The organism is Enterovibrio gelatinilyticus (assembly GCF_028683095.1).
GTDB lineage: Bacteria > Pseudomonadota > Gammaproteobacteria > Enterobacterales > Vibrionaceae > Enterovibrio > Enterovibrio gelatinilyticus.
In genome coordinates, this window is the sequence record NZ_JAJUBC010000011.1 from 147,647 (window position 1) to 168,870 (window position 21,224).

Annotated in this window: 20 protein-coding genes; 9 read left to right on the forward strand and 11 right to left on the reverse strand. The window is 47.7% G+C overall.

Features of this window, described 5'->3' with window-relative positions; all coding sequences use genetic code 11:
- Window positions 1–68: 68 nt before the first annotated feature.
- The gene (locus tag LRP50_RS11615) at window positions 69–560 is read left to right on the forward strand and encodes a peptidylprolyl isomerase (RefSeq protein ID WP_274164630.1); all 492 of its coding nucleotides are present in this window, start codon (window positions 69–71) and stop codon (window positions 558–560) included.
- 114 nt (window positions 561–674) lie between these two features.
- On the opposite strand, the gene LRP50_RS11620 is transcribed toward LRP50_RS11615, so the two are convergent.
- On the reverse strand, window positions 675–1,346 hold the full coding sequence (locus LRP50_RS11620) for a DedA family protein (RefSeq protein ID WP_274164631.1): 672 nt from the start codon (window positions 1,344–1,346) through the stop codon (window positions 675–677).
- Between the two features lie 119 nt (window positions 1,347–1,465).
- Window positions 1,466–1,843, reverse strand: a complete 378-nt coding sequence (locus LRP50_RS11625) for a hypothetical protein (protein WP_274164632.1) — start codon at window positions 1,841–1,843, stop codon at window positions 1,466–1,468.
- A gap of 393 nt (window positions 1,844–2,236) precedes the next feature.
- Here LRP50_RS11625 and LRP50_RS11630 point away from each other — a divergent pair, with 393 nt between their 5' ends.
- Window positions 2,237–2,599, forward strand: coding sequence for a DHCW motif cupin fold protein (locus LRP50_RS11630; RefSeq protein ID WP_274164633.1), 363 nt, complete (start codon window positions 2,237–2,239; stop codon window positions 2,597–2,599).
- Between the two features lie 180 nt (window positions 2,600–2,779).
- Here LRP50_RS11630 and rlmF read toward each other — a convergent pair whose 3' ends face one another.
- The 3 genes from rlmF to LRP50_RS11645 all read right to left on the reverse strand — a co-directional run bounded on the left by rlmF (window position 2,780) and on the right by LRP50_RS11645 (window position 4,686).
- Window positions 2,780–3,817, reverse strand: a complete 1,038-nt coding sequence (gene rlmF, locus LRP50_RS11635; RefSeq protein WP_274164634.1) for a 23S rRNA (adenine(1618)-N(6))-methyltransferase RlmF — start codon at window positions 3,815–3,817, stop codon at window positions 2,780–2,782.
- Window positions 3,818–3,932: 115 nt separating this feature from the next.
- Window positions 3,933–4,328: a cupin domain-containing protein gene (locus LRP50_RS11640; protein ID WP_274164635.1), complete on the reverse strand. Its 396-nt coding sequence runs from the start codon at window positions 4,326–4,328 to the stop codon at window positions 3,933–3,935.
- A 10-nt stretch (window positions 4,329–4,338) separates the two neighbouring features.
- Complete coding sequence (locus tag LRP50_RS11645; RefSeq protein ID WP_274164636.1) at window positions 4,339–4,686, reverse strand: YkvA family protein; 348 nt, start codon at window positions 4,684–4,686, stop codon at window positions 4,339–4,341.
- Between the two features lie 205 nt (window positions 4,687–4,891).
- Between LRP50_RS11645 and LRP50_RS11650 the strand changes: the two genes are divergently transcribed.
- Window positions 4,892–5,920, forward strand: coding sequence for an ion channel (locus LRP50_RS11650; protein ID WP_274164637.1), 1,029 nt, complete (start codon window positions 4,892–4,894; stop codon window positions 5,918–5,920).
- A gap of 168 nt (window positions 5,921–6,088) precedes the next feature.
- On the opposite strand, the gene LRP50_RS11655 is transcribed toward LRP50_RS11650, so the two are convergent.
- Window positions 6,089–7,069, reverse strand: coding sequence for a GTPase family protein (locus LRP50_RS11655; protein ID WP_274164638.1), 981 nt, complete (start codon window positions 7,067–7,069; stop codon window positions 6,089–6,091).
- Between the two features lie 248 nt (window positions 7,070–7,317).
- Window positions 7,318–8,361, reverse strand: a complete 1,044-nt coding sequence (locus tag LRP50_RS11660) for a GTPase family protein (protein WP_274164639.1) — start codon at window positions 8,359–8,361, stop codon at window positions 7,318–7,320.
- Window positions 8,362–8,987: 626 nt separating this feature from the next.
- Between LRP50_RS11660 and LRP50_RS11665 the strand changes: the two genes are divergently transcribed.
- From LRP50_RS11665 to LRP50_RS11675, 3 genes are all read left to right on the forward strand, one after another.
- Window positions 8,988–10,388, forward strand: coding sequence for a tryptophanase (locus tag LRP50_RS11665; protein WP_274164640.1), 1,401 nt, complete (start codon window positions 8,988–8,990; stop codon window positions 10,386–10,388).
- Window positions 10,389–10,587: 199 nt separating this feature from the next.
- Window positions 10,588–11,247 (forward strand): response regulator transcription factor, encoded by a 660-nt coding sequence (locus tag LRP50_RS11670; RefSeq protein ID WP_274164641.1) that lies wholly within the window; start codon window positions 10,588–10,590, stop codon window positions 11,245–11,247.
- On the forward strand, window positions 11,237–12,580 hold the full coding sequence (locus tag LRP50_RS11675) for an ATP-binding protein (RefSeq protein ID WP_274164642.1): 1,344 nt from the start codon (window positions 11,237–11,239) through the stop codon (window positions 12,578–12,580). The genes LRP50_RS11670 and LRP50_RS11675 overlap by 11 nt, the downstream gene beginning before the upstream one ends.
- Window positions 12,581–12,703: 123 nt before the next feature.
- Here the strand turns inward: LRP50_RS11675 and LRP50_RS11680 are convergent, their stop codons facing one another.
- The 4 genes from LRP50_RS11680 to malX form a co-directional block, all read right to left on the reverse strand.
- The gene (locus LRP50_RS11680; RefSeq protein ID WP_274164643.1) at window positions 12,704–13,981 is read right to left on the reverse strand and encodes an LssY C-terminal domain-containing protein; all 1,278 of its coding nucleotides are present in this window, start codon (window positions 13,979–13,981) and stop codon (window positions 12,704–12,706) included.
- Window positions 13,982–14,034: 53 nt separating this feature from the next.
- Window positions 14,035–14,766 (reverse strand): glycosyltransferase family 2 protein, encoded by a 732-nt coding sequence (locus tag LRP50_RS11685; RefSeq protein ID WP_274164644.1) that lies wholly within the window; start codon window positions 14,764–14,766, stop codon window positions 14,035–14,037.
- A gap of 179 nt (window positions 14,767–14,945) precedes the next feature.
- Window positions 14,946–16,124 (reverse strand): MalY/PatB family protein, encoded by a 1,179-nt coding sequence (locus LRP50_RS11690; RefSeq protein ID WP_274164645.1) that lies wholly within the window; start codon window positions 16,122–16,124, stop codon window positions 14,946–14,948.
- Window positions 16,125–16,203: 79 nt separating this feature from the next.
- Entirely contained in the window at window positions 16,204–17,778 is a 1,575-nt protein-coding gene (malX, locus tag LRP50_RS11695; RefSeq protein ID WP_274164646.1) for a maltose/glucose-specific PTS transporter subunit IIBC, read from the reverse strand.
- 248 nt (window positions 17,779–18,026) lie between these two features.
- On the opposite strand from malX, the gene malI reads away from it, so the two are divergent.
- From malI to LRP50_RS11710, 3 genes are all read left to right on the forward strand, one after another.
- The gene (gene malI, locus LRP50_RS11700) at window positions 18,027–19,046 is read left to right on the forward strand and encodes a Mal regulon transcriptional regulator MalI (protein ID WP_274164653.1); all 1,020 of its coding nucleotides are present in this window, start codon (window positions 18,027–18,029) and stop codon (window positions 19,044–19,046) included.
- Window positions 19,047–19,144: 98 nt separating this feature from the next.
- Window positions 19,145–20,227, forward strand: a complete 1,083-nt coding sequence (locus LRP50_RS11705) for a site-2 protease family protein (protein WP_274164647.1) — start codon at window positions 19,145–19,147, stop codon at window positions 20,225–20,227.
- 133 nt (window positions 20,228–20,360) lie between these two features.
- On the forward strand, window positions 20,361–21,146 hold the full coding sequence (locus LRP50_RS11710) for a class I SAM-dependent DNA methyltransferase (protein ID WP_274164648.1): 786 nt from the start codon (window positions 20,361–20,363) through the stop codon (window positions 21,144–21,146).
- Window positions 21,147–21,224 lie beyond the last annotated feature (78 nt).

Genomic DNA, 21,224 nt, shown 5'->3' on the forward strand with positions numbered 1-21,224 from the left:
AATCCTGCATCTTCACGTTGTTTGGGTATATACTGCGCCCCTTTCATTTTTAGCAATGAGTCACCCCAATGATTATCTTCACGACAAACTATGGCGATATTGAAATCGAATTAGACATGGACAAAGCGCCAGTCACTTCTAAGAACTTCATGAAGTATTGCCAAGAAGGCTTCTACGAGAACACCATCTTCCACCGCGTGATCAAAGGGTTCATGATCCAAGGCGGCGGCTTCACTGCAAAAATGAAAGAGAAGTCCACTCACGCGCCTATCGTCAATGAAGCAAATCGTGGTTTAAAGAACGTTATTGGCACGCTATCAATGGCACGTACTGATGCGCCACATTCAGCAACCGCGCAGTTTTTTATTAACTTAGAAAACAACCACTTTTTAGATTACACCGCCACCACCAACCAAGGCTGGGGTTACGCGGTATTCGGTAAAGTGACAGCAGGCATGGACGTGGTGAACAATATCGGCAACGCCATGACCACTCGCGTTGCAGGACATGACGATGTGCCGATGGACCCGATTGTTATTGAACGTGTCACCATCAAATAACAGAGTCACTCTCCGTGGTTTAGATGCAAAAAAGGCAGGTTTCATACCTGCCTTTTTCATGTCAATTTTTACGCATGCTCTTTAAGTAAAGAAACCAAGCTTGAATTCGTTCAGTTAAACCGACGGCTTCAAATCAGGACGCATTGCTTTGCGAATGCGCCATGTCAATGCAGTCAGAGTAGCGATACACAACGTAATGACTGGCGCCGCCATCAAACCCATTGTCACTAAGCGGCTAATTGGCTCAGGCAACGATGGCAACAGGAACCCGAGACCGGAAAGCAGGCATACCCACATGGTTGCACTTAACCATGAGAAGTAATGGAAACGAGGCACCTCATTCACACGCATTCCCATCATCATCGGCAGCACAGAACGTACGCCGGGAACGAAACGTGCGACAAACAACGCTACCAAGCCATGACGACAAAGCAATGCATCAACAGTTAGCATTTGTTTTTCTGGCACTCGCTTCAGCCATGACTGAACAAGAGGCAGTCGATTTAGCCAGCGCCCTTGCATAAACGCAAACCAGCTACCCATCGCCGCCGCGATAATCAGTAGCGGGAATGAAAAGAACGGGTCAAGCACACCCACGGCTGACAAGGTTCCCACTAGGACAACGATGCTATCGCATGGCAAAGGCGCTGCGGGTAAAAAGCCACTTTCCAAGCAGATCAGCGTTGCCACAATGATGTAGATAAGGGTAGCACTGCCAGGTGCTAGCAGAGCGTCGAAGTCTTGGTGCCAAATGGCCACTAAAACTTCTTGAATGGCTTCAAACATGGTTTCTCCAAAATACCAAAGTTCAAGAAATGCGCGTTACGAGGATCATTGGAACTATTTGTGCGTTTTTGAAAGCCTGACGATGTCATACATCGGCGAATAGCAACGCAAACACGTGACTAACGGGAATGAATAAAGCGAAACTGAAGATTGGCATCTTGCCAGCCTGCAAGGCGGCGGCTATCGAACAAAAGATGGTTTTTAGGTAATCCATAAAGTGTAATATTTAGCGCCAACACTCCTGTATTAGACGCTAGCATCAACGGCCAATTCACCCCCTGCTTTTTAGGCTGGCGTGATGCGGAATAGAGAACACGCGGCAGCGAAGTTCGAGACGCAAACGTATCAATTTTAGTGTCTGGCGTAGATTGCTGGCTAATCGCTCTATTATTGGCAATTTTTGCATCACTTAACCCAATCACACCAATGGCGTAACTGCTAAGTAACACAATAAGCAATACCATGAAAAACGGCAGCTTTTTGAGCAATTTGTCCACATCAGAACCAAGAAGATAAAGTTAGTAACTATGTACTTCTAATCTGCAAAAAAGACAACATTTTTGTCAGGGATATAGCGCGTAAAGGTGAGCAAACACCCACTGTTAAAAAGTCGTTCAAACTCGCTTTGACAAAGGGCTAGGCGAGTACCTTTTATCGTCCTATGCCTAACCATTCGCGGTAGTATCAAACCGCAACAATCACGACGTTTTGCCGTGTTCAATTTGAAACACTATGCCTCTTTCTCCCTTTTCATTTATTTTCAACTCATTACAGTGATGATAAACAAAATACCACCTATTGATCCCACGCCTTTCAAATGCAAGACTGGCGATGAATGCAGAGTCAAAGAAGGTTTATCCTGATTGCTTTCGCTTTGTATGCTCTCAACAATGAACATCGCAAAACACAAGGAAGATATACGAATGGAAATGAAAGACTTGCCATTTGGCACAACGGATTGGGAGGCGATCACGCCCACCGAGCATACAGGGGAAACAGGCGTAGCATACTGGCGAACTCAACACTTCGGCGACTTAAGGGTTCGAATCGTCGAATACTCAGCTGGCTATCTCGCTGATCATTGGTGTTCTAAAGGGCACATTCTGTTTTGTTTGTCCGGCGAACTAACCACCGAACTTGAAGACGGCAGTATCCACGTCCTCAAACCCGGAATGAGCTATCAAGTCGCAGACAACGCCGAAGCACACCGCTCGTCCACCGAGGTTGGTGCCAAGCTGTTTGTGGTGGATTAAGACGGAATCAGTTATTCAATCATCGTTGATAAGTGATTGGGTGGCGCGAGAAGCCAAGACAACACTCAGATACAAAAACGCGGCGAGTTCATCGCCGCGTTGATTGATCAGTCATCTTGTTTTCTGTGGCCATGTTTTTTGAGGCCATGGTTTTTGTGACCATAGCTTCTGTGACCAAGTTTACTCACTCCAGCCACGACACCACTCAGCTTGCGCTTCTGTACTTAAAAACGTCCACGCAACCACTCGGGTAACCTTCTGCCCTTGTGCCATTTCAATCACGCGAATGTCTTTCGCTTTCACCGCTGTTAACGCTTGCTTGATGGCAGGCAGATTCTCTTTTTTCGAGACCATGGTGGTGAACCATAAGCATTGGGTTTTGAAATCTGCACTTTGTTCGATCATACGTCTAATAAATGCCGCTTCCCCACCGGGACACCAAAGCTCGGCATTTTGTCCGCCGAAATTGAGTACAGGTTTCCCCTTCCCTTGGCTTACCCCTTTCGCACTTGCATGTGACATAGCGTGAGATGGGCGTGTGTCTGCGCCTTTTTTACGGGCGTTAGCAGCAAGATTGCGAACTTTTCTCTCTGAGCCTCGAGTCGCTTCTTCCATTGAGGTATGAAATGGCGGATTGCACAGAGTGAAATCGAAACGCTCTTTGGCGTTGATCATACCGGTGAAAATGTTATCTGGGTTACTCTGCAATCTGCATTGAATGCCGCCTTTCAGTGAAGAGTTCGCTTCCACCAGCAGCTTAGCGCCTTTCACCGACACAGGGTCAATGTCTGCCCCCACAAATTGCCAACCGTAAGCACGATGCCCAACCATCGGATACACGCAGTTCGCACCCATGCCAATATCCAGACCTTTGATCTGTTTGCCTTTAGGGATTTTACCGTGATGGGTTTCTGCTAATAGATCTGCAAGATAGTGTAGATAGTCAGCACGCCCCGGGATCGGTGGGCATAAATAGCCTTTAGGTATATCCCAAAAGCTAATTTGATAGAAATGGCTCAACAGCGCTTTGTTTAAAGTTTTCACTGCGTCAGGATCAGAGAAATCCACCGACAGTTCTCCGAACGGGTTTTTCTTCACAAACGCACTCAGCGCAGGCGTGCTTTTTACTAAGGCAGGGAAGTCATATCTCGCTCTGTGCGGGTTGCGAGGATGAAGTCCCTTTTTCTGTTGTGAAGATGTCTTGCTCGGTTTTGCCATGTGAAAGCCTAATCGGTGCTGTCTGGAAATTGCAGGGCTGGCATTCTACGCCCTCAATTCACTCACGGGTAGCGACATTTAACCAAAGTCACCGGTATCTGTTCATCAAACACTTTCAACCATACGTTACCGGGGTCTCAATGCTGTGTTCTGTTGGCTGTGGGGTAATGGTGAGCACCTTAACGCCATTGGGCGTATCGAACCTGTGCCATACCATTTCAGGCACCACAATCATTTCGCCCGCCGACAACGAGACAGGACGCTCTTCGCCATTTTCTAATAGAAATACCGTGGTTTGCCCCTCAATGATTTGCACCAGTTCATCACCGGGATGACGTTCCCATTCGCTTTTTCCATCATAGTAAGCAATGAACACACCCCCATCGCGGTACGGTGATAGTGTCGCAAACGCTTCCTCACCTTCATTACTCAGCGCATGCTCAGGCGTTCGCCCTTGCAGAAATGACACTTTTTCAAATGCATGCGTTAAGTTAATACGCGTTCCTTTCATGGGATTTCCCTTAATCGAGTTTACTAAACCAATGATCGAGCTTTTCTGACGCTTTCTCGCTGTGCTCCGTTTTCACGTGCATCACAACCGCTGCGGCAGCCGCAACAAGTACACCCAGATCGTCTGAAAAGCCCACGGCGGGCGTGAGATCTGGAATGGCATCTATTGGGGTGATGAAGTACCCCAGCGCTGCAAATATTGTGGTTTTCGCCCACTTTGGTGTGTCGTCATCCGTCGCCGAATAGTAGAGCTTTAACGCTTTCTCCAATACGTCATAACCCGCTTTTTGCGCAAAGTTGCGAGCTTTCGTCCAAAAGCTATCTTCTGAATACTCATCAAGGTACTTGTTATCGCTCATTGCCGCCTCTCTTAACTTTTTAGCTTTGCTTTTTATACCTAGCGTATTTGGCTTCGCTTTTTCTTCGACATTAGCGGGAAACTATCTGTGCTTCCAGCACTAAGATGAGAACTTTTTCACAGTCAGCAGTATTGAGAAATTAGCATCTCGATTAGGCTGTTATAGTATGCGGCTAGTTGAAATAACACGTAAAGGAAGACGTCTGATGACAAAGTGGTACATGGTTCGCCGATGGATCACCTCTCAATTTCAGCGTTTAAGTGGAAAACATGTTCTAACAGCGGTGGTGGCTTACGCCGTCATAAGTTGGGTTTTGCTTAAGCTTGCCGGTGAGCAAGCGCTCACGTCGCCATTTGTTGATTATGTTTACTATTTACTCGTGACCGCATCGACGGTCGGCTATGGCGATATGTCGCCACAAACAGTTGCAGGAAAATGGATTGTCGCCTTGTTCGTGATCCCCTGCGGCTTAAGTATTTTTGCCATTGGGGTCGGTCGTTTAGCTGGCATTGCCATTGAATTTTGGCGTAGAGGATTACTGGGAAGAAGGAGCGTTGACGTGTCAGGACACATTTTGATTTTGGGCTGGAATGAAAGCCGTACCCTACACCTTATCGACATGTTGCTTCATGAGGAAAAAGACAAGCGCCCAATTGTATTGTGTGTGCGTGCCGAGATTCAAAATCCATTGCCGAAAGAAATCGATTTTGTTCGAACCACCAGCTTCACCGACGAGGTCGCGATGTCGCGAGCTGGATATGAGGACGCAAGTTGCATCATCATTGATAACCCAGAAGACGACATCACATTTGCGGCGGCGTTATTCTGTGCCAGCAAAAACCCTGATGCTCACATTTTGGCGTACTTCCAAGAGGAAGTACTGAGTAACCTCCTTAAGAGCCATTGCCCGAAAGCAGAATGCATCCCATCGGTGTCTGTTGAGATGATGGCAAAATCGGCGGTCGACCCCGGCTCGTCAGAGTTGCATCATGAGTTACTGAATACACGAAAAGGCATGACTCAATACGCCGTCACCTACCCTGGTAATGCCAAATACACCACGGTTAGCGAGCTGTTTATGCGAATGAAGCAACAGCATGATGCAACACTTATCGGTATTCGACGTGACGATCAAGTGAAGCTGAACCCGGCACTTGAAGCGGAAGTCAAACCGAATGATTTGCTGTTCTATATTGCCGATGAACGAGTCAGTGACTTCAACTGGGACGATTAGATTCCTTTGTTCTACGCTTTAAGCGCGTCAGACGATGCACAACAGATCTGATGCAAATGAAAAAGGGAGCCACTGTGCTCCCTTTCTACTTCTTGTTACGTTGCCTGCCTTAACTAGCATGGCCTAATGGGTGCGCAAAAATAGCGCGCTTTAAATGGCTGGGCTGGCTTATTCTTGATGAAGCGTTCGACGAACGTTACGACGAACCAAATAGCCCAACTCTCGGCCCTGTTTACCCAAATACGCGCCGAGTAAACCGCCAAACCTTGCGCCATCTTTTGCGCCTTCATAAATCAGATCAAAAAGGTTATTTTCCATTTGCACGAGGTAATTGATGCGATCATCACTCTCATGCCAAGCCATGGTTTTGTTGTTTAGTGGCGCATCAAACACCATAAGCTTTTTCTCAATTGGCAGTTTTGACACCATCTCATTAACCAATTTCAACAAGTTGAAAGGACGTGCAATATCGTCTTTACGCGCAAACTCTGCAGCGTAGCACACCGGCGCGATTTCAAGCCCTGACTCATCCAACATGCAGTGACGCAACAAAGAAGCGGTGCTTTCTGGCCAAATTTCCACTTCTGGTGATGGCGTATCCATTGCGAAATCCCATTCGTAGCCGTAACTCGCCGCATCTACTTTGTTCAGACCCACGACCAAACGGCTATCAAACTGATCGCCTAACGCTGGCACGATTACCTCGCAAATTAGACGATAGCCACTATTGAGGTTTCTTTCAGCCGCATCTAGCACCACGACAACCATGTCAATAAGGGGGGTGCCGTCGCCGTCACACTCCGTTAGGGTCGCACCCAATTGCATGTCTAGCAAAGCATCTTGCTCTGCGTGACCTGTGTGTCCGGGGTAATCCCACACCACAAGACCACCCTTCTCGTAACGGCTAACTTCTAATGAATTCGACGCGGTTTGTTCGGATAATGCATCACCCACCAAGTCATCTCCAAAGAGTGCTTTTATAGTGGCGGTTTTACCAACGCCTTGCGGGCCTGCGAAAAGAATGTTGAGAGATTGCGCTTCCAGTTCATGCAGGCGCAATTGAAGTGTGGCTTTCTTAAATTCATCCAATAGCGAGGAATGGCTGATATCCATTGCCAGTTGCCTAGAGAATACAGTGCTATTTTGCATGGTGTTGCCCTCAATGAGTACTACTTAACCAAGTGCAACTATAAGCAAAGCAACAAAGTGAATCTGTCTCGCTCTTGATAGAGTTTAACAATTTGTTTACTTACAGGCTGTTGTACGGATTAATCATAAGGGATAATAGGAACGCAGTTTGCCCAAACTACGCGTCCTCTAGCCATGATTGAGTGAAAACACTGACCGAAGACGCGAAGTGAAAATAACGCAAAAGGGAAAGGCGAAATTTAATGAAATTAAACGGTGACGCCCATTTTTTCTTGTAGCGCATCAGACACAATGTTGCCCAATGCCCTGCCATGCTTACCCAAAAATGCGCCCAGTTGACCGCCAAATCGATCGCCATCTCGCGCACCAAGGTGTAAGCCATCGAAGCAAAGGTTCTCCATGCTTTGCCGATATATCTTCTTGTCATCATGCTCACGCCATTGTTCGTCGCCAAGTGTAAGAGGCTGATTGAGCAACAAAAGGCGCTTCTCTTCCGGCAAGTTTTCCAACAGACTGGCTAACAGCTTCTGCAGGTTATATGGGCGACCAGATGGCGATTCGCCTGCCAATGCATTGTATGAAATCGGACGTGTTTGAACGCCTACGTTATGGATCAAACGATATCGTAACGTCGCCGCAGTGCAATCCAGCCAAATTTCAGCGTCCAACGGCATTGTTTCATTCACACTTGTACCGCGAATGTGTCTTGCCACCTTGTCTGATTTGTTCATCAGGATCATCAAACGGTTTTCAGTCATCGTCCCCAACATTGGAATGAGGGTGTGGCAAAGTTCGAGATAACAGTCATCAATATTGTTACTGGCTGCATCCAATACCACGATCACGCGGTCAATTAATGGCTCACCACTCTCTGTGGTTTCTGATAACAACGCACCCACCTCGTTCATTTGATGTGGTGCGGATTCAATTTCACTCGGCAGTTGGGCTTGCCAAATCGTCATTTGATTGAGTTGATGTCGGCTTACTTCTTGAGCCTCCTCCGGCGGTTCGGTTTGCCAATCATATTCACCAAACAATGCCTTCAAGGTTGCAGATTTTCCGGCCCCTTTAGGGCCAATCACTAACAGATTGAGCGTTTGATCAGAGAGATCTCGAATACGTTGATGAATACGTGATTTATAACTGGCGTCCATGTCTGAACATGCCGCCACTTTCTCCCTTACTTCCTCAAAAAAAGGCAATGTGGCAAGCGTTTTTTGATTCGCGTCATGGTGCGTTTGAGACACTAACGTGTGGAAAATTTTGGTATTTACTGGATTATCAAATTGCATAGCGAAGGCTCTCCTCTCAATAAGAATCACTGCTGAACCGTCATGCTCTTATATCCAAGCAACCTGAATATGCAGGATTCTGAATACTTGGGTATATCTCTACTATATGCATACCTTTGAGTGGCAATGTGTCTCACACTTGATAGGAGTCGTCAGGTTTCTTAATCTAGTTTTGATGACTAATGTGGGTTGTTGATGTTTGAAGGAATGTAATTTCCTGCACTAACACAGACTTGCATCCGCCCTTTAAATTGACTAAGTTATCAACACAGAGGCACCAATAATCATGTTAACCAAATCAAGGAGGGTAGCGGATGAACACATGTCAGCGTGGCGATAGCACAGTGCTATTCCATTGGTATAACAACGATATTCAACTCGCCTACGACTTCCCTCGCGCTTGATCCTGTTTGACGCCTTCGCGTCACCTACACATTTTTTAATTTCTCGTTCACAAGGCATTTAGCCTTTTCTTTCGCGATCTTTTCATCTGCTTTTTTGGAAATGATTGTGCAGAAATAGCTGAAGCAATGGACCGCTTTAAATGCCACCTCTTGTGATCGAACCGCCCCACGCCACACACGTATCTATCTTTGTGGTATTGGGCGAAAAATAGGATCAAGACAATGAAACGATTACCAGAACCTTTTCGCATCAAGATGGTTGAACCCATCAAAATGACCACCCCTGAATACCGTGCTCAAGCACTACAAGATGCGGGATTGAACCCTTTCTTGCTACGCAGCGAAGATGTTTACATTGATTTGCTCACCGACTCAGGTACAGGAGCGATGAGTGACAACCAATGGGCTGGCATGATGCTGGGTGATGAGTCCTATGCAGGAAGTCGAAACTATTACCACCTCTGCGATACGGTAGAGCACTTCTTTGGTTACAAGCTCACTGTGCCTACCCACCAAGGGCGCGGAGCAGAACAAATCTTGTTTCCATGCTTAATCGAGCGCATGCGACAAGTGCGTGGCGGCACTAATCCGGTGTTCATCTCCAATTATCACTTTGATACCACAGCGGGTCACGTTGAGCTAAATGGCGGCACTCCCGTTAATGTGTTGACTGAAAAAGCTTTCGATACCAACACCTATGACGACTGGAAAGGCAATTTCGACCTCGACAAACTGCGCGAGACCATTGCTCACTATCGTGCGGAAAACATCGCGGCAATCATTACGACGGTCACGTGCAACAGTTCTGGGGGGCAACCCGTATCCATGGCGAACATGCGAGCGGTATACGAGTTAGCGAAGGAAGCCGATATTCCTGTGGTGATCGATTCCGCGCGTTACTGCGAGAACGCATGGTTTATCAAGCAACGTGAAGCTGGATACGAAAATGCTTCGATCACTGACATCATCCGCGAAATGTATACTTACGGCGATATGCTCACCATGTCGGCGAAGAAAGATCCTCTCGTGAATATCGGCGGCTTATGCTGCGTGCGTGACCATGAGGAATTGTTCCAAGCGGTGCAAACTCGGTGCGTGCCAATGGAGGGGTTTGTGACCTACGGCGGCATGGCAGGTCGTGACATGGAAGCCCTCGCCCGTGGCCTGTATGAAGGCGCAGATGAAGACTACCTCAACTATCGGATTCGTCAGGTGGAATACTTGGGCGAACGTTTGCGTGAAGGGGGTATTCCTATTCAATATCCAACAGGTGGGCACGCGGTATTTGTCGATGCGGGGAAAATGTTGCCACACCTCTCTGGCGATGAATTCCCTGGCCATGTACTCGCTAATGCGCTTTATGTGGAAGCAGGCATTCGCGCCGTCGAAATTGGTTCCTTGCTGCTCGGCAGAAACCCTGCCACCGGCGAACAAAAACAGTCTCCGATGGAGCTAATGCGACTCACCATTCCACGTCGGGTTTATACCAACGACCACATGGACTACATCGCAGATGCGTTGATTGAACTGAAAGACAAAGCTGCGTCTCTCAAAGGGCTGGAATTCACCTATGAACCAGCAGTGCTGCGACACTTTACCGCCAAATTTAAAGAAAAAGTGTAAATAAGCAAAGCCCGCAATCGCGGGCTTTTTTACATGCATTGTGTAGCGACATCTCACCTTCTTTTCACATTCTCTCTACCATACTTTTGTTATGGTGCACTGTCAGTACGTGTTGATTTACGTCGCTTTTCAGCAATGGGACGCATTTTGCCATATCAATCAGGCAGGATAGAGAAGACAACTTTGTGAGAGTACAACAATGAAAATTTTGGTGGTAGAAGACGAACCACGTTTGGGTGAACAGATACTCGAAACACTCGAGAAGAACGATTGGGTGCCTGAACTTTCACAAGACGGCATTGATGCGCTCTACCGCGCCACGTCTGAATCATGGGATGCGATCGTACTCGACCTCGGGCTACCGAAGATTGATGGTTTGACCGTATTGAAAAGCATTCGTGATGAGAACATCAACACGCCTGTCATCATTCTCAGCGCTCGGGATACCTTGTCGCAACGCGTTGAGGGATTAAATGCGGGTGCCGATGACTACCTCACCAAGCCTTTTGAAATGCTTGAGCTAACAGCGCGTTTACGGGCGCACCTTCGACGCGCCTCTGGCAGTGCTTCTCCCATTCTGCAATTGGGCGACCTGAGTTTAGATACACGGACCTCGAACGTACTTTGGCAAGGGCGAGCAATTAGCTTGACTGCATTGGAGTACAAAGTCATCGCCTATTTCATGCATAACCCAGAGAAGATGATATCCAAAACCGAGTTAACCGAGCATATCTACAAGCAAGATTTTGAGCGCGATTCAAACACGGTTGAGGTATTTATCGGCCGAATAAGAAAGAAAATATCTCCCAACATCATCAAAACAGTACGTGGTCTGGGGTATCAATTAAATGCGCAGTAGAGTCAGCTACATTGGAAAATTGAGCCTAAAAAGCCGTTTATTACTGGCGACTGTCATTTGGTTAACCGTGATGGTGTCCATTGCCGGCGTGGGCATTCCTGTGTTGGTGAATGACTACCTTGTTGATGCCACGAAAGAGCGCTTACAGCTTTCGATGACTGAAATATCGACGAACTTGCAGATCAATGACGATCAAACACTCACCCTCACTCAACCACTTTCCGATCCCAGATTCCAGCAGCAATTTAGTGGTTTGTATTGGTCAATCAACGCAGAAAATCAACAGCTGCGCTCAACTTCTCTCGCGGGAAAAGATTTCATTGATCACCAGAACGGGCCGCTCAAAGAAGTGCATGGGGCACGCAAAGAAAACCTGATTACCATTACCGACTCTTGGATACCGGAAGGCAGCGAAAAACCTGTCGAGGTCATGATTGGTATCGATGAAGATCCCACTGAGGATGTGCTTAAAAGCCTGACCAGTAAATTATGGGTGATCCTGTCGATGCTGTTCATTGGTGTGTTAGTGCTCATTGGTTTACAAGTCGCGTGGTCGTTACTGCCATTAAATGATATGCAACGAGAGCTGGTCGCCCTGAAAGAAGGAAAGCAGGACGCACTGAGTACTAATTACCCGCAAGAAGTGTCGCCGTTGGTGTCGGATTTGAACGCTCTGTTGTTCCATTATCATGAGCTACTTTCACGGGCACGTAACCATGCGGGTAATTTATCCCACGCGCTAAAAACGCCCTTGTCTGTGCTGAAAAATGACATTTTAGCCCTCGACGAAGACACCCAGAAAAGACTGCTGCCGTCAGTGGCGCAAATCCAAACCCAAATAGACTATCACTTGGGTCGCTCTCGGGTTGCAGGCTCAATGAATATTTTGGCCGTGAAATCAAACCCTTCAGAACGTGTCGAAGCCATCACCATGGCGTTTGATAAAGTGTATGCTTCGCGCCAGATTATCGTGGTTAACGAACTCGATGAAGCATTGGATGTGGCGGTCGACCCTGCGGATCTGGATGAAATGCTCGGAAACCTGCTTGAAAATGGCTACAAGTGGGCAAAATCGCTCGTTCGTGTGTACGCCGTCGATGCAGACAAAGAAACTGTTCAACTGTGTATTGAAGACGATGGCGACAGCATTCCCAAAGAAGAAATGGCAAATGTGCTCGAGCGCAGTGTGCGTTTGGATGAATCTGTTCCTGGTACTGGATTGGGGTTAAACATCGTGAAGGAAATCGCCCACAGTTACCGTGGCGAGCTCGACCTGTGTCACGGGCGCATGGGTGGGTTGAAAGTGGTGTTAACCGTGAAGCGAGCGCGCTAGTTTTCTCTCTTCGCCCTCTCTATCTTCACGCCCTCTATCTTCACGCCGATGCGCTATTCGGTTTGACGGGGTGACACTTAACGTTTTATCGCTTTGAGTGTCACTCCGTTAGCGCCGTAAAAATCAGTTGGCCTGATGCGTAAGCACGAGTTGATGGTCATTCACCACCAGCACACGTCCATCGCTGTAGTAATCATGGTCTTCATCAACAGTCAGCGCTGGCATGGCTTGGTAGTAATCCGTCGTGATGTCTGGTAACTCAGCATTAATCAAAGACGCGAGCTTATCTCGCTCAGCATCAATGTTCGGGTCAATGCTGTGTAACACGGTAATGATCCCCGAATACATGGTGAGCTTTAATCCATCGTCATAACTGATTGCGCCCACCCAAATCGGCTGATTCAACCTGTCATCAACTCCCGCTTTCCACCAACGAATATGCGCTCGCTTTAGCAAATCACCCGGCAGTTGGAATGCCATGTCTTGCGGGCGGCCATTCCAAAACAGGTCGGACACGGGCGGTGTTTGCCCTTTCAGCAAACCCACGTAGTCATTCCAATCAATGTCATTGCGAGAAAAGGTCTGATTCTCTATCCATCCTAACGATGCCATCATGGTTCTTGGTGTTTCGCCAACAAACAACACGTTGATACCCTGCGCATCAAATATTGGCGATTTTCCAGGATATGCTTTGTAGTTCAACGATAAAGGCGAGACACTGGATGTTGGCGTCGTATCGATAAAGTTATCGGCAAACCAGAAATAGTGACTGTAATTCACGGTTAGCATGGCAGCGAGGAAAAACACACTCACCTTAGGCAGCAGCTTTTTCCAACGATACACATACCCTACCCATGCCAAAACGAGTGTTGCCGCCACGGCGATCAGGCTGTATTTATGCTCGGCCAACATCGTCATGAGTGCGTCGATATACGGATACTGATCAACACCTGCTGCGAGTAAATAGCCCCAGAAGATAAACTGCCCCGCCCCAAGCAATAAGCCAATACTGGAGAAGATCGTGAATCGCCCCCATGAAATCTTTTGCGAGCCGGCCATAAAAGGGACAACCCAAGCAATTGGGCCGAGCAAGCGTGAGAAGGTCAATGCTGCCGTACCTTTGGTTGCCATCAGGCGACGGCAGTGTGCGAATGCGCGTCGGGTTTTAGGTTGCCACTTCATCAGTTTTTGTTGGGCAGGCTTACCAAACTTTCTACCCGCCAAATAGCTCAATTGGTCGCCAAGAAAGCCGCCAAGCAACACCATAAAAACACCGGATATGATGCCATCGTAAAGCTGGTACCCTGCGGCCAGCAGAAACGGCTCTGCTGGCACAAACAGGTTGGGCCCAATCAGCGCATCGAAAAATGCACCCAGAAACAGACCGAAAGACTCAAACATGATTGCCTCGAATTACCGTGTTTATGTTTGTTTCGCTAACAAATCCGTTCACGTTACTTTTGCTCGTGATAGTGACCGAACTTGTATTCCATTTCGTTGTTACGCATTTCCCCGAAGAAGAAACGACGCACATTAGCTTTCACGTACGTCATGCCTGTTGCCATCATGCCGTCTTGATCTAATCGGCGAGGGTCAAAGTCGAACGTGATGTTGATGAATCGAAAACGTGCATTTTTACTGGCGCGGCGCACATAATCACAGTCTTCACACAGGGTGATCCTTTCATTAAAGCCGTTCAGTTTTTCGTGGGCGGCACGTGTCGAAAAAATGCAGGCACCGACCGCGGTTGGGAAGAAGAACTGGGTGGCGAACATGCCACCATTGAAAGCCGCGTAACACAGTTTTTGCACCATTGGCAGATTGCTTGCGCCCATGTAAACGCCAGCAACGTCGAGGTCTTTGTCGTTTAGTTGATTAACAGCTTTTGTTAGGAAGTCCGCAGACAAGCGAACATCGGCATCCAAAAACAGTAAACGCTCATTGTTGGCCAGCGATGCACCGGTATTGCGACCAAGGCTTACGCCACGGGTTTCCATGCGATGAACAGTAAGAGATGGCAGGCTTTCTGCGTATGAACGGGCAACCTCGCGGGTTGCATCGTCGCTGTTCGAATCCACCAAGATGACTTCAAAATCGCGGTGCGTTTGTTGGCACAAATCGTCAAGTAAACGACCAATACGTTTTTCTTCGTTCAGAGTGATAATAACGACGCTAACTGATTCCATGTGTTGCTCCTTACCTTGCAATAGATGTTTTTGCTTAAGTTGGTAGGAAGCTTAACGGGGACACACTTAACCCAGCGTGAGGAGGTTATTCATATTCCGTTCAGGTTCGAATTCACATCCACTGCAACGAAAAACGCCATGCTTCAAGCATGGCGTTATCTTTCAATTGGGTGCTGATGTTATTGTTGTTGAAGCCTGATCGCGCCAATCAAAGCATCAACGCCAGCTTCGACTTTCGCTCGAGGACAGCCAAGGTTCAATCGAACGTACCCTTTCCCTGGCTCGCCATAAACGCCGCCGTCCATGATGGCTACATTGAAGTGCTCAATCAGGTCACTTTGTAGTTTTTGCATATCGAGATTCAACGCAGAAAGATCGATCCATGCCAAATACGTCGCATCAGGCACCTGATATTCAATGTTATCGAAAGCACTATTCAACGTATCGCGCACCAGTTCATGACTTTCTTTCACATATGCATTCAGCGCTGTTAGCCAAGTTTCACCGTGGTTATAAGCCGCCATCATCCCGATGACGCCCATAATTGATGGGGACGATAGTCCGTCGACTTCTTTCAACTTGAACAAATAATCATTGCGCGATTGTTCGCTAGAAATCATGGCATACGCGCCATTGAGCGCCGGAATATTGAAAGACTTAGACGCCGAAGTCACCAATGCCCAACGCTGTTTCATGCCAAAACCCAACCATGGCGTATGTGCTTTGAACGCAACATCCATGTGGATTTCATCCGAGATCAAGGCAACATCGTGTTCATCGCAAAGCGCTGCAATACGCTCAAGTTCTTCGCGGCTCCAAACTCGTCCCGTTGGGTTGTGAGGGCTGCATAACAAGAACACTGTGGTGTCAGGTTGCGCCAACTGCTGTTCCAGTAGCGACCAGTTAATCTCCCAACCGCTGGCGGTTTTTAGCAACGGATTGCGAATACAGCGACGACCTGCGCCTTCGACCAGTTTGTCGAAAGCATCATAGGCAGGTGTCTGAAACACAATACCATCGCCAGCATGGCTCCATTTCTCAATCAACTTGGCAATGATATAAATTACCGATGGGCCATAAACAAGGGTGTCTTTATCAATCTGAGTATCGAATCTGCGTTGATACCAGCTTGCAATCGCACCTTTGAAATCATCATGGTTCCAACGGCTATATCCCAGCACCGGATGCTCTAAACGTGCTTTTAATGCGTCAATCACGGCGTCGGGTGCCGCGAAGTCCATGTCCGAAATGGTGAAAGGCAGCAAACCTGCTTTACCAAACCTGTCCTGCACGTAATCCCATTGCGTGCAGTAAGTGCCCATGCGGTCAATTGAGGTATCGAAATTCTGTGTTGTCATTTTAGGGTCCACACAAACAAGAAAACCCTCGGTCTGACTTTGACCGTCAATCCGAGGGTTTTAGGGGGATACTGTTGAATTAGCTCGCTGTCATCAACGCTTGCATTTCATTCTTCACAAGGTGTACTTGCGTACCGATAACCACTTGGAGGCTGTGAGCATCTAGCTTCACCACACCCAGTGCACCGTAAGCTTTTAGCTTGTCCGCATCGACCAAGTCCATGTTATCAACGGTTAGGCGAAGGCGAGTAATACAGTTGTCTAGTGAGGTAATATTACCTTTACCACCCAGGGCTTTCAGAATCGCTGCACCTTTACCAGATTCGTTGATAAATGCCGCTTCTAGCTCACCATCCACTTCTGCGGTATCGACTTCACGACCTGGCGTTTTCAGGTTGAACTTTAGAATCGCAAACTTGAATACAGTGTAGTAAACCGCGAACCATGCCGCCGCGACCAATGGCACCAAGTACCATTTGGTTGCTGTGCCTTGAAGTACGCCAAACACCAAGAAGTCGATGATGTTGCCGTCGGTGTTACCGATGGTCACGTCAAGCAGACCCATAACCATGAAGCCAAGACCCGTCAGGATTGCGTGAACCACATACAGCACAGGGGCAACGAACAGGAACAGGAATTCCAACGGCTCGGTAATACCACCCACCACACATGCCACAACACCAGAAATCAGCAGCGCTTTAATTTTTGAACGGTTTTCTGGTTTTGCACAGTGGTACATCGCCAATGCCGCGCCAGGTAGACCACCTAGGAATGCTGGCATCTTGCCTTGAGAGAGGAATGCAGTCACTTCTGGGGTGAAACCGTTGGTTTCCGCACAGGCTAACTCAGAGTAGAAAATGTTTAGTGCGCCAGAGACTGTCTCTCCACATACTGCCATGGTGCCACCCGCTTCGGTGAAGCGAACCAGAGCCACTAGGATGTGGTGCAAACCAATAGGAAGTAGTAAACGCTCACCGGTACCGAACAGCATTGGGCCAAACGCGCCAGCACTTGCAATCAGGTTACCGATACCGTTGATGCCCGCAGCAAAGTAAGGCCATACGAACGGGACCAGCACACCCACAACACCCAAGGTGATCGCAGAGATAATAGGAACAAAACGCGCGCCACCAAAGAACGCCAACGCATCTGGCATCTTGAAGGTGTAAAAACGCTGGTGAAGTCTCGCAACGATAATACCCACCAACACAGCACCTAAAATACCCGTGTCGATCGACTCAATGCCAATAATGCTCTTCACACCATAGGCTTTACTCGCCACGGGGTCGCCAAGCACGTTTGCTACCGTCAAGAAGAAGTTAATCGCAAGGTTAAACGCGGCATAACCCACGAAACCTGCAAAGGCGGCAACGCCTTTCTCTTCTCGCGCCATGCCAAGAGGAATCGCGATGGCGAACATAACCGGTAAATAGATGAATGCTACCAAGCCGATCTTGGTCATCCACATGAACAGGTATTGAAGCAGTATGTTATCTAAAAAGGGGATCGCTTCACGGATAGCAGCGCTCGAAAAAGAGCTACCGATACCCAATAAAATGCCTGAGAACGCAAGAAGTGCCACTGGCAACATAAACGTTTTGCCTAGGCTTTGTAGAAACTCCCACATGGTGGTTTTTGTCGCTTTGTTCGTCATAACAACTCTCCGAAACATGAGAACATGACAGATGTGGCGGGTCATCGGACCAGCACACTGAATAAGTGATTTCGGGGCCATCATAGGGGATTTAAATTTTGGTAAAACGTTTTATCAAAACAAATGTGATCTCTGCATACTCCCTTAATCCACAAATTTGATCCGGTTTAAAAAACGAGAAAATAACAGTATCCTTTCCAGGTAAAACGTTTTATCAATGCACTCTGCCCTAAGACCATGCACAAGGAATATATGTGAAAAAAGTAACCATCACGGACGTGGCTCAACATGCTGGCGTTTCTGTTACCACGGTGTCGATGGTGCTCGGAAACAAAGGGCGGATTTCTCCTGATACGATTGAAAAGGTCAACCATGCGGTGTCAGAGCTTGGCTACGTACGCAATCGCGCCGCGGCGAATCTTCGTTCAAACAGCAGTGAAATCATTGGTTTGATACTCAAAGACATCAGCGACCCATACTATGCGCAAGTGGCGGCAGGGCTTTGTGAAGAAACGGAAAAGCAAGGCTATATGGTGTTTCTCACGCAAAGTAGTGATGAGAGTCAGTTCGAACAATGCGTGCTGACCATGGCACGACAAGGTGTGGGTGGCATTGCCTTTTGCCCGGCTAATGAAAACCAGCAAGTGAATGTGGAAGCGTTACACGCACACAACTTGCCTGTGGTCTGTATTTCTCGCGCTTCCGTTAACCAACACATTGACTATGTTGGGCCAGACAATGCGAGTGCTGCCAAAATGGCGACGGAGTATTTGATCAATCAAGGACATCGACGCATTGGTTATGTGGGCGGGAAAAGCAGCTCTCTTTGTCGTGCTGAACGTGTTGGGGGGTATTGCAGCACCTTAATGCAGTTTGGATTGCCTTTTAAACCCGAATGGGTGGTTGAATGCGATGCGGGTCAAGCACCAGCGGCCTCAGCGGTAGAAACCCTCTTGGCGAATCATCCACAAGTCACCGCCATACTTTGCCATTACTCTTCAACGGCAGTGGGCGCAGTTCAAGGTGTGCACCGCTTAGGGCGAACCGTAGGCTCAGACAATATCTTCAACAAACAGATTGCGATTGTCGGCTTTGATGCCGTTCAAGATGCCGAGTTAACAGAGCCGCCCATTACGTTTGTTAATTCCGACGCCAAAGAGATTGGTCGTCAGGCCGCACGACGTCTTATCGAACAGTTTGAAACCAGTGACCCCATCGCTCGCAAAGTCATTGTTGCCCCGACCATGATCAATGCCAACCTAGACTAATGCGTAAACTCGGGCGTTCGCGCCCTTCTGTCGTTTTCTCTGCTCAACAAAAGCTGCTACATTAGCGCCCATCACTAATCAGATTCAGTACCATCATTTTGGAATTATTCAATATTTCGTGCCTAGACAAACCACTTCGCTTAGAAGGGTCTCTCGCAGGATGGCAAGCACTTTACTGGGATAACCAACTGGTCTCTCAATTGGCCGCAAGTGCGGACAGTGAAGAAGAAAAAACACACTCATTTCAACTCGCCAGAGGCGAACTGATCTTAACGGTCAACGTCGCTTCCACCGTGACGTGGCAACCTTTTACCATTGATTATCGCGTGACCGTGAACGATGAGGTGGTGGAATCAGGCTCGCGTGATGAGAAAGATATCGAACGTCAAACGCCAGTTGTTGAACCACAAGCCAAAACCAAATTTAGCCTGATTGGTTTAGCGTCTCTTGGCATGAAGCTGTTCAAAAGCGCCAAGGTCATCAAAGTGGTGCTTGCAGGTGCAAGCGTGGCAGCCTATTCATGGCTCTTTTCATGGCAATTTGCCGCCGCATTGATTGCGTGTTTAGTGGTGCATGAATACGGTCATATTCGAGCCATGAAATACTTCGGTATGAAAACCAAAGGTATTTACCTGATCCCATTCATGGGCGGTCTCGCGCTCTCTGACGAGAAAATCAATACGCGCTGGCAAGACGTAGTGATTTCCATCATGGGTCCCACCTTTGGCTTATTTATGTCACTCGCGGCGATGGTGGCTTATTGGGTGACAGGAAATGTCTTTTTTGCAGGCCTCGCAACCTTTAACGCTCTGTTAAACCTGTTTAACCTTCTGCCTATCTTGCCGCTTGATGGTGGGCACATACTGAAAAGCATCAGTTTTTCGATGAACAGTATCGCGGGCTTGATTGCGTGTGTGGCGGGTGCAGCAGTCGGTGTGTTTGTCAGTTACACCTTCGGACTTGCCCTACTCGGATTCTTGTTGTTGATTGGTAGTGCAGAAATTGTGTTTGAGTGGAAGTATCGTCACCATTCTCACCTGCTACCGCTCACCCGATATGGGCAACTGTTCAGCACCGCATGGTATTTGGTCACTGTGGCCTCACTGATTGGCGTGATCATGTACTTCGCCACCAAAGGGGATGAAATGCTGGCACTGCCTCTGATGATTTTGCAGAGCTAATCGTTTTTACCCACAGCTAACACATCAATCTACGCGAGCTAAAGCTCGCGTTTTTTCCATGTGATTGAAACGAAATGTACACCGATAATATATATTGTGATTTATATCGCATTTAGTTTTTTTGTGATGTAGCATGCGCCACCTTTTCTCTTTGCGGTGGTTTGGCTTGATTACTTCATCATCCAATGCGCTGTATACAGATCTATCGGGTTACTACGATCTGATGTGCGCAGACATTAACTATGAATCACAGAGTCACTGTATTCGTAGACTTCATCAGCTATTTGGTAACCAAGGAAAGCGCCATCTAGATCTGGCGTGTGGCACTGGCCCACACATTCGTCATTTCATTGATACTGGCTTTATGAGTAATGGTCTGGATTTAAATCAGCCTATGCTCGATCAGGCAAAATTGCGCTGCCCAGAAGCTGAGTTTTCTCTGCAAAACATGTGTAACTTTGTCGTTGACCAACCCTACGACTTAATCACCTGTTTTCTGTACTCCATTCACTACAGTGGAAGCATTGAAAACCTAACTGCATGTATTCGTAGCGCGCATGCTGCGTTGAAAGAAGGCGGGGTTTTCTGTTTTAACACGGTAGAGAAAGGATTGATCAACAATAACTCCTTTGTTCGCCACAGTGTTGAGCAAGACGGCAGCCATTTTGTATTTCAATCAGGTTGGTTTTACGAGGGCGAAGGTGACAAACAGGCACTGAAACTCAGCATCGAAAAAACCACCAACAAAGTAACCGAAGAATGGCATGACAACCACCCTATGGTTGCCATCACATTTGATGAGCTAAAAGGCCTGCTTGAACCTTACTTTGAAGTGACTGTGTTCGAGCACGACTATGAAAAACTTGAGCTGTGGAATACACAATCAGGAAACGCGATCTTCGTTTGCGTAAAACGCTAACGAACAAAAGGCCGGCGAATTCGCCGGCCTAGCCGTTTAGATTGATTTACCATTAATCGTGGCGGACAAAAGTTCTTC

What these genes read in the sequence shown, in the direction of transcription:
- LRP50_RS11690 (WP_274164645.1), bottom strand. Translation starts at nt 16,124, where the DNA reads ATGACAACACAGAATTTCGATACCTCAATTGACCGCATGGGCACTTAC.
- LRP50_RS11665 (WP_274164640.1), top strand. Translation starts at nt 8,988, where the DNA reads ATGAAACGATTACCAGAACCTTTTCGCATCAAGATGGTTGAACCCATC.
- LRP50_RS11645 (WP_274164636.1), bottom strand. Translation starts at nt 4,686, where the DNA reads ATGAGCGATAACAAGTACCTTGATGAGTATTCAGAAGATAGCTTTTGG.
- LRP50_RS11680 (WP_274164643.1), bottom strand. Translation starts at nt 13,981, where the DNA reads ATGTTTGAGTCTTTCGGTCTGTTTCTGGGTGCATTTTTCGATGCGCTG.
- LRP50_RS11685 (WP_274164644.1), bottom strand. Translation starts at nt 14,766, where the DNA reads ATGGAATCAGTTAGCGTCGTTATTATCACTCTGAACGAAGAAAAACGT.
- LRP50_RS11615 (WP_274164630.1), top strand. Translation starts at nt 69, where the DNA reads ATGATTATCTTCACGACAAACTATGGCGATATTGAAATCGAATTAGAC.
- malX (WP_274164646.1), bottom strand. Translation starts at nt 17,778, where the DNA reads ATGACGAACAAAGCGACAAAAACCACCATGTGGGAGTTTCTACAAAGC.
- LRP50_RS11620 (WP_274164631.1), bottom strand. Translation starts at nt 1,346, where the DNA reads ATGTTTGAAGCCATTCAAGAAGTTTTAGTGGCCATTTGGCACCAAGAC.
- LRP50_RS11650 (WP_274164637.1), top strand. Translation starts at nt 4,892, where the DNA reads ATGACAAAGTGGTACATGGTTCGCCGATGGATCACCTCTCAATTTCAG.
- LRP50_RS11670 (WP_274164641.1), top strand. Translation starts at nt 10,588, where the DNA reads ATGAAAATTTTGGTGGTAGAAGACGAACCACGTTTGGGTGAACAGATA.
- LRP50_RS11660 (WP_274164639.1), bottom strand. Translation starts at nt 8,361, where the DNA reads ATGCAATTTGATAATCCAGTAAATACCAAAATTTTCCACACGTTAGTG.
- LRP50_RS11710 (WP_274164648.1), top strand. Translation starts at nt 20,361, where the DNA reads ATGCGCCACCTTTTCTCTTTGCGGTGGTTTGGCTTGATTACTTCATCA.
- LRP50_RS11630 (WP_274164633.1), top strand. Translation starts at nt 2,237, where the DNA reads ATGAACATCGCAAAACACAAGGAAGATATACGAATGGAAATGAAAGAC.
- LRP50_RS11675 (WP_274164642.1), top strand. Translation starts at nt 11,237, where the DNA reads ATGCGCAGTAGAGTCAGCTACATTGGAAAATTGAGCCTAAAAAGCCGT.
- LRP50_RS11640 (WP_274164635.1), bottom strand. Translation starts at nt 4,328, where the DNA reads ATGAAAGGAACGCGTATTAACTTAACGCATGCATTTGAAAAAGTGTCA.
- LRP50_RS11655 (WP_274164638.1), bottom strand. Translation starts at nt 7,069, where the DNA reads ATGCAAAATAGCACTGTATTCTCTAGGCAACTGGCAATGGATATCAGC.
- rlmF (WP_274164634.1), bottom strand. Translation starts at nt 3,817, where the DNA reads ATGGCAAAACCGAGCAAGACATCTTCACAACAGAAAAAGGGACTTCAT.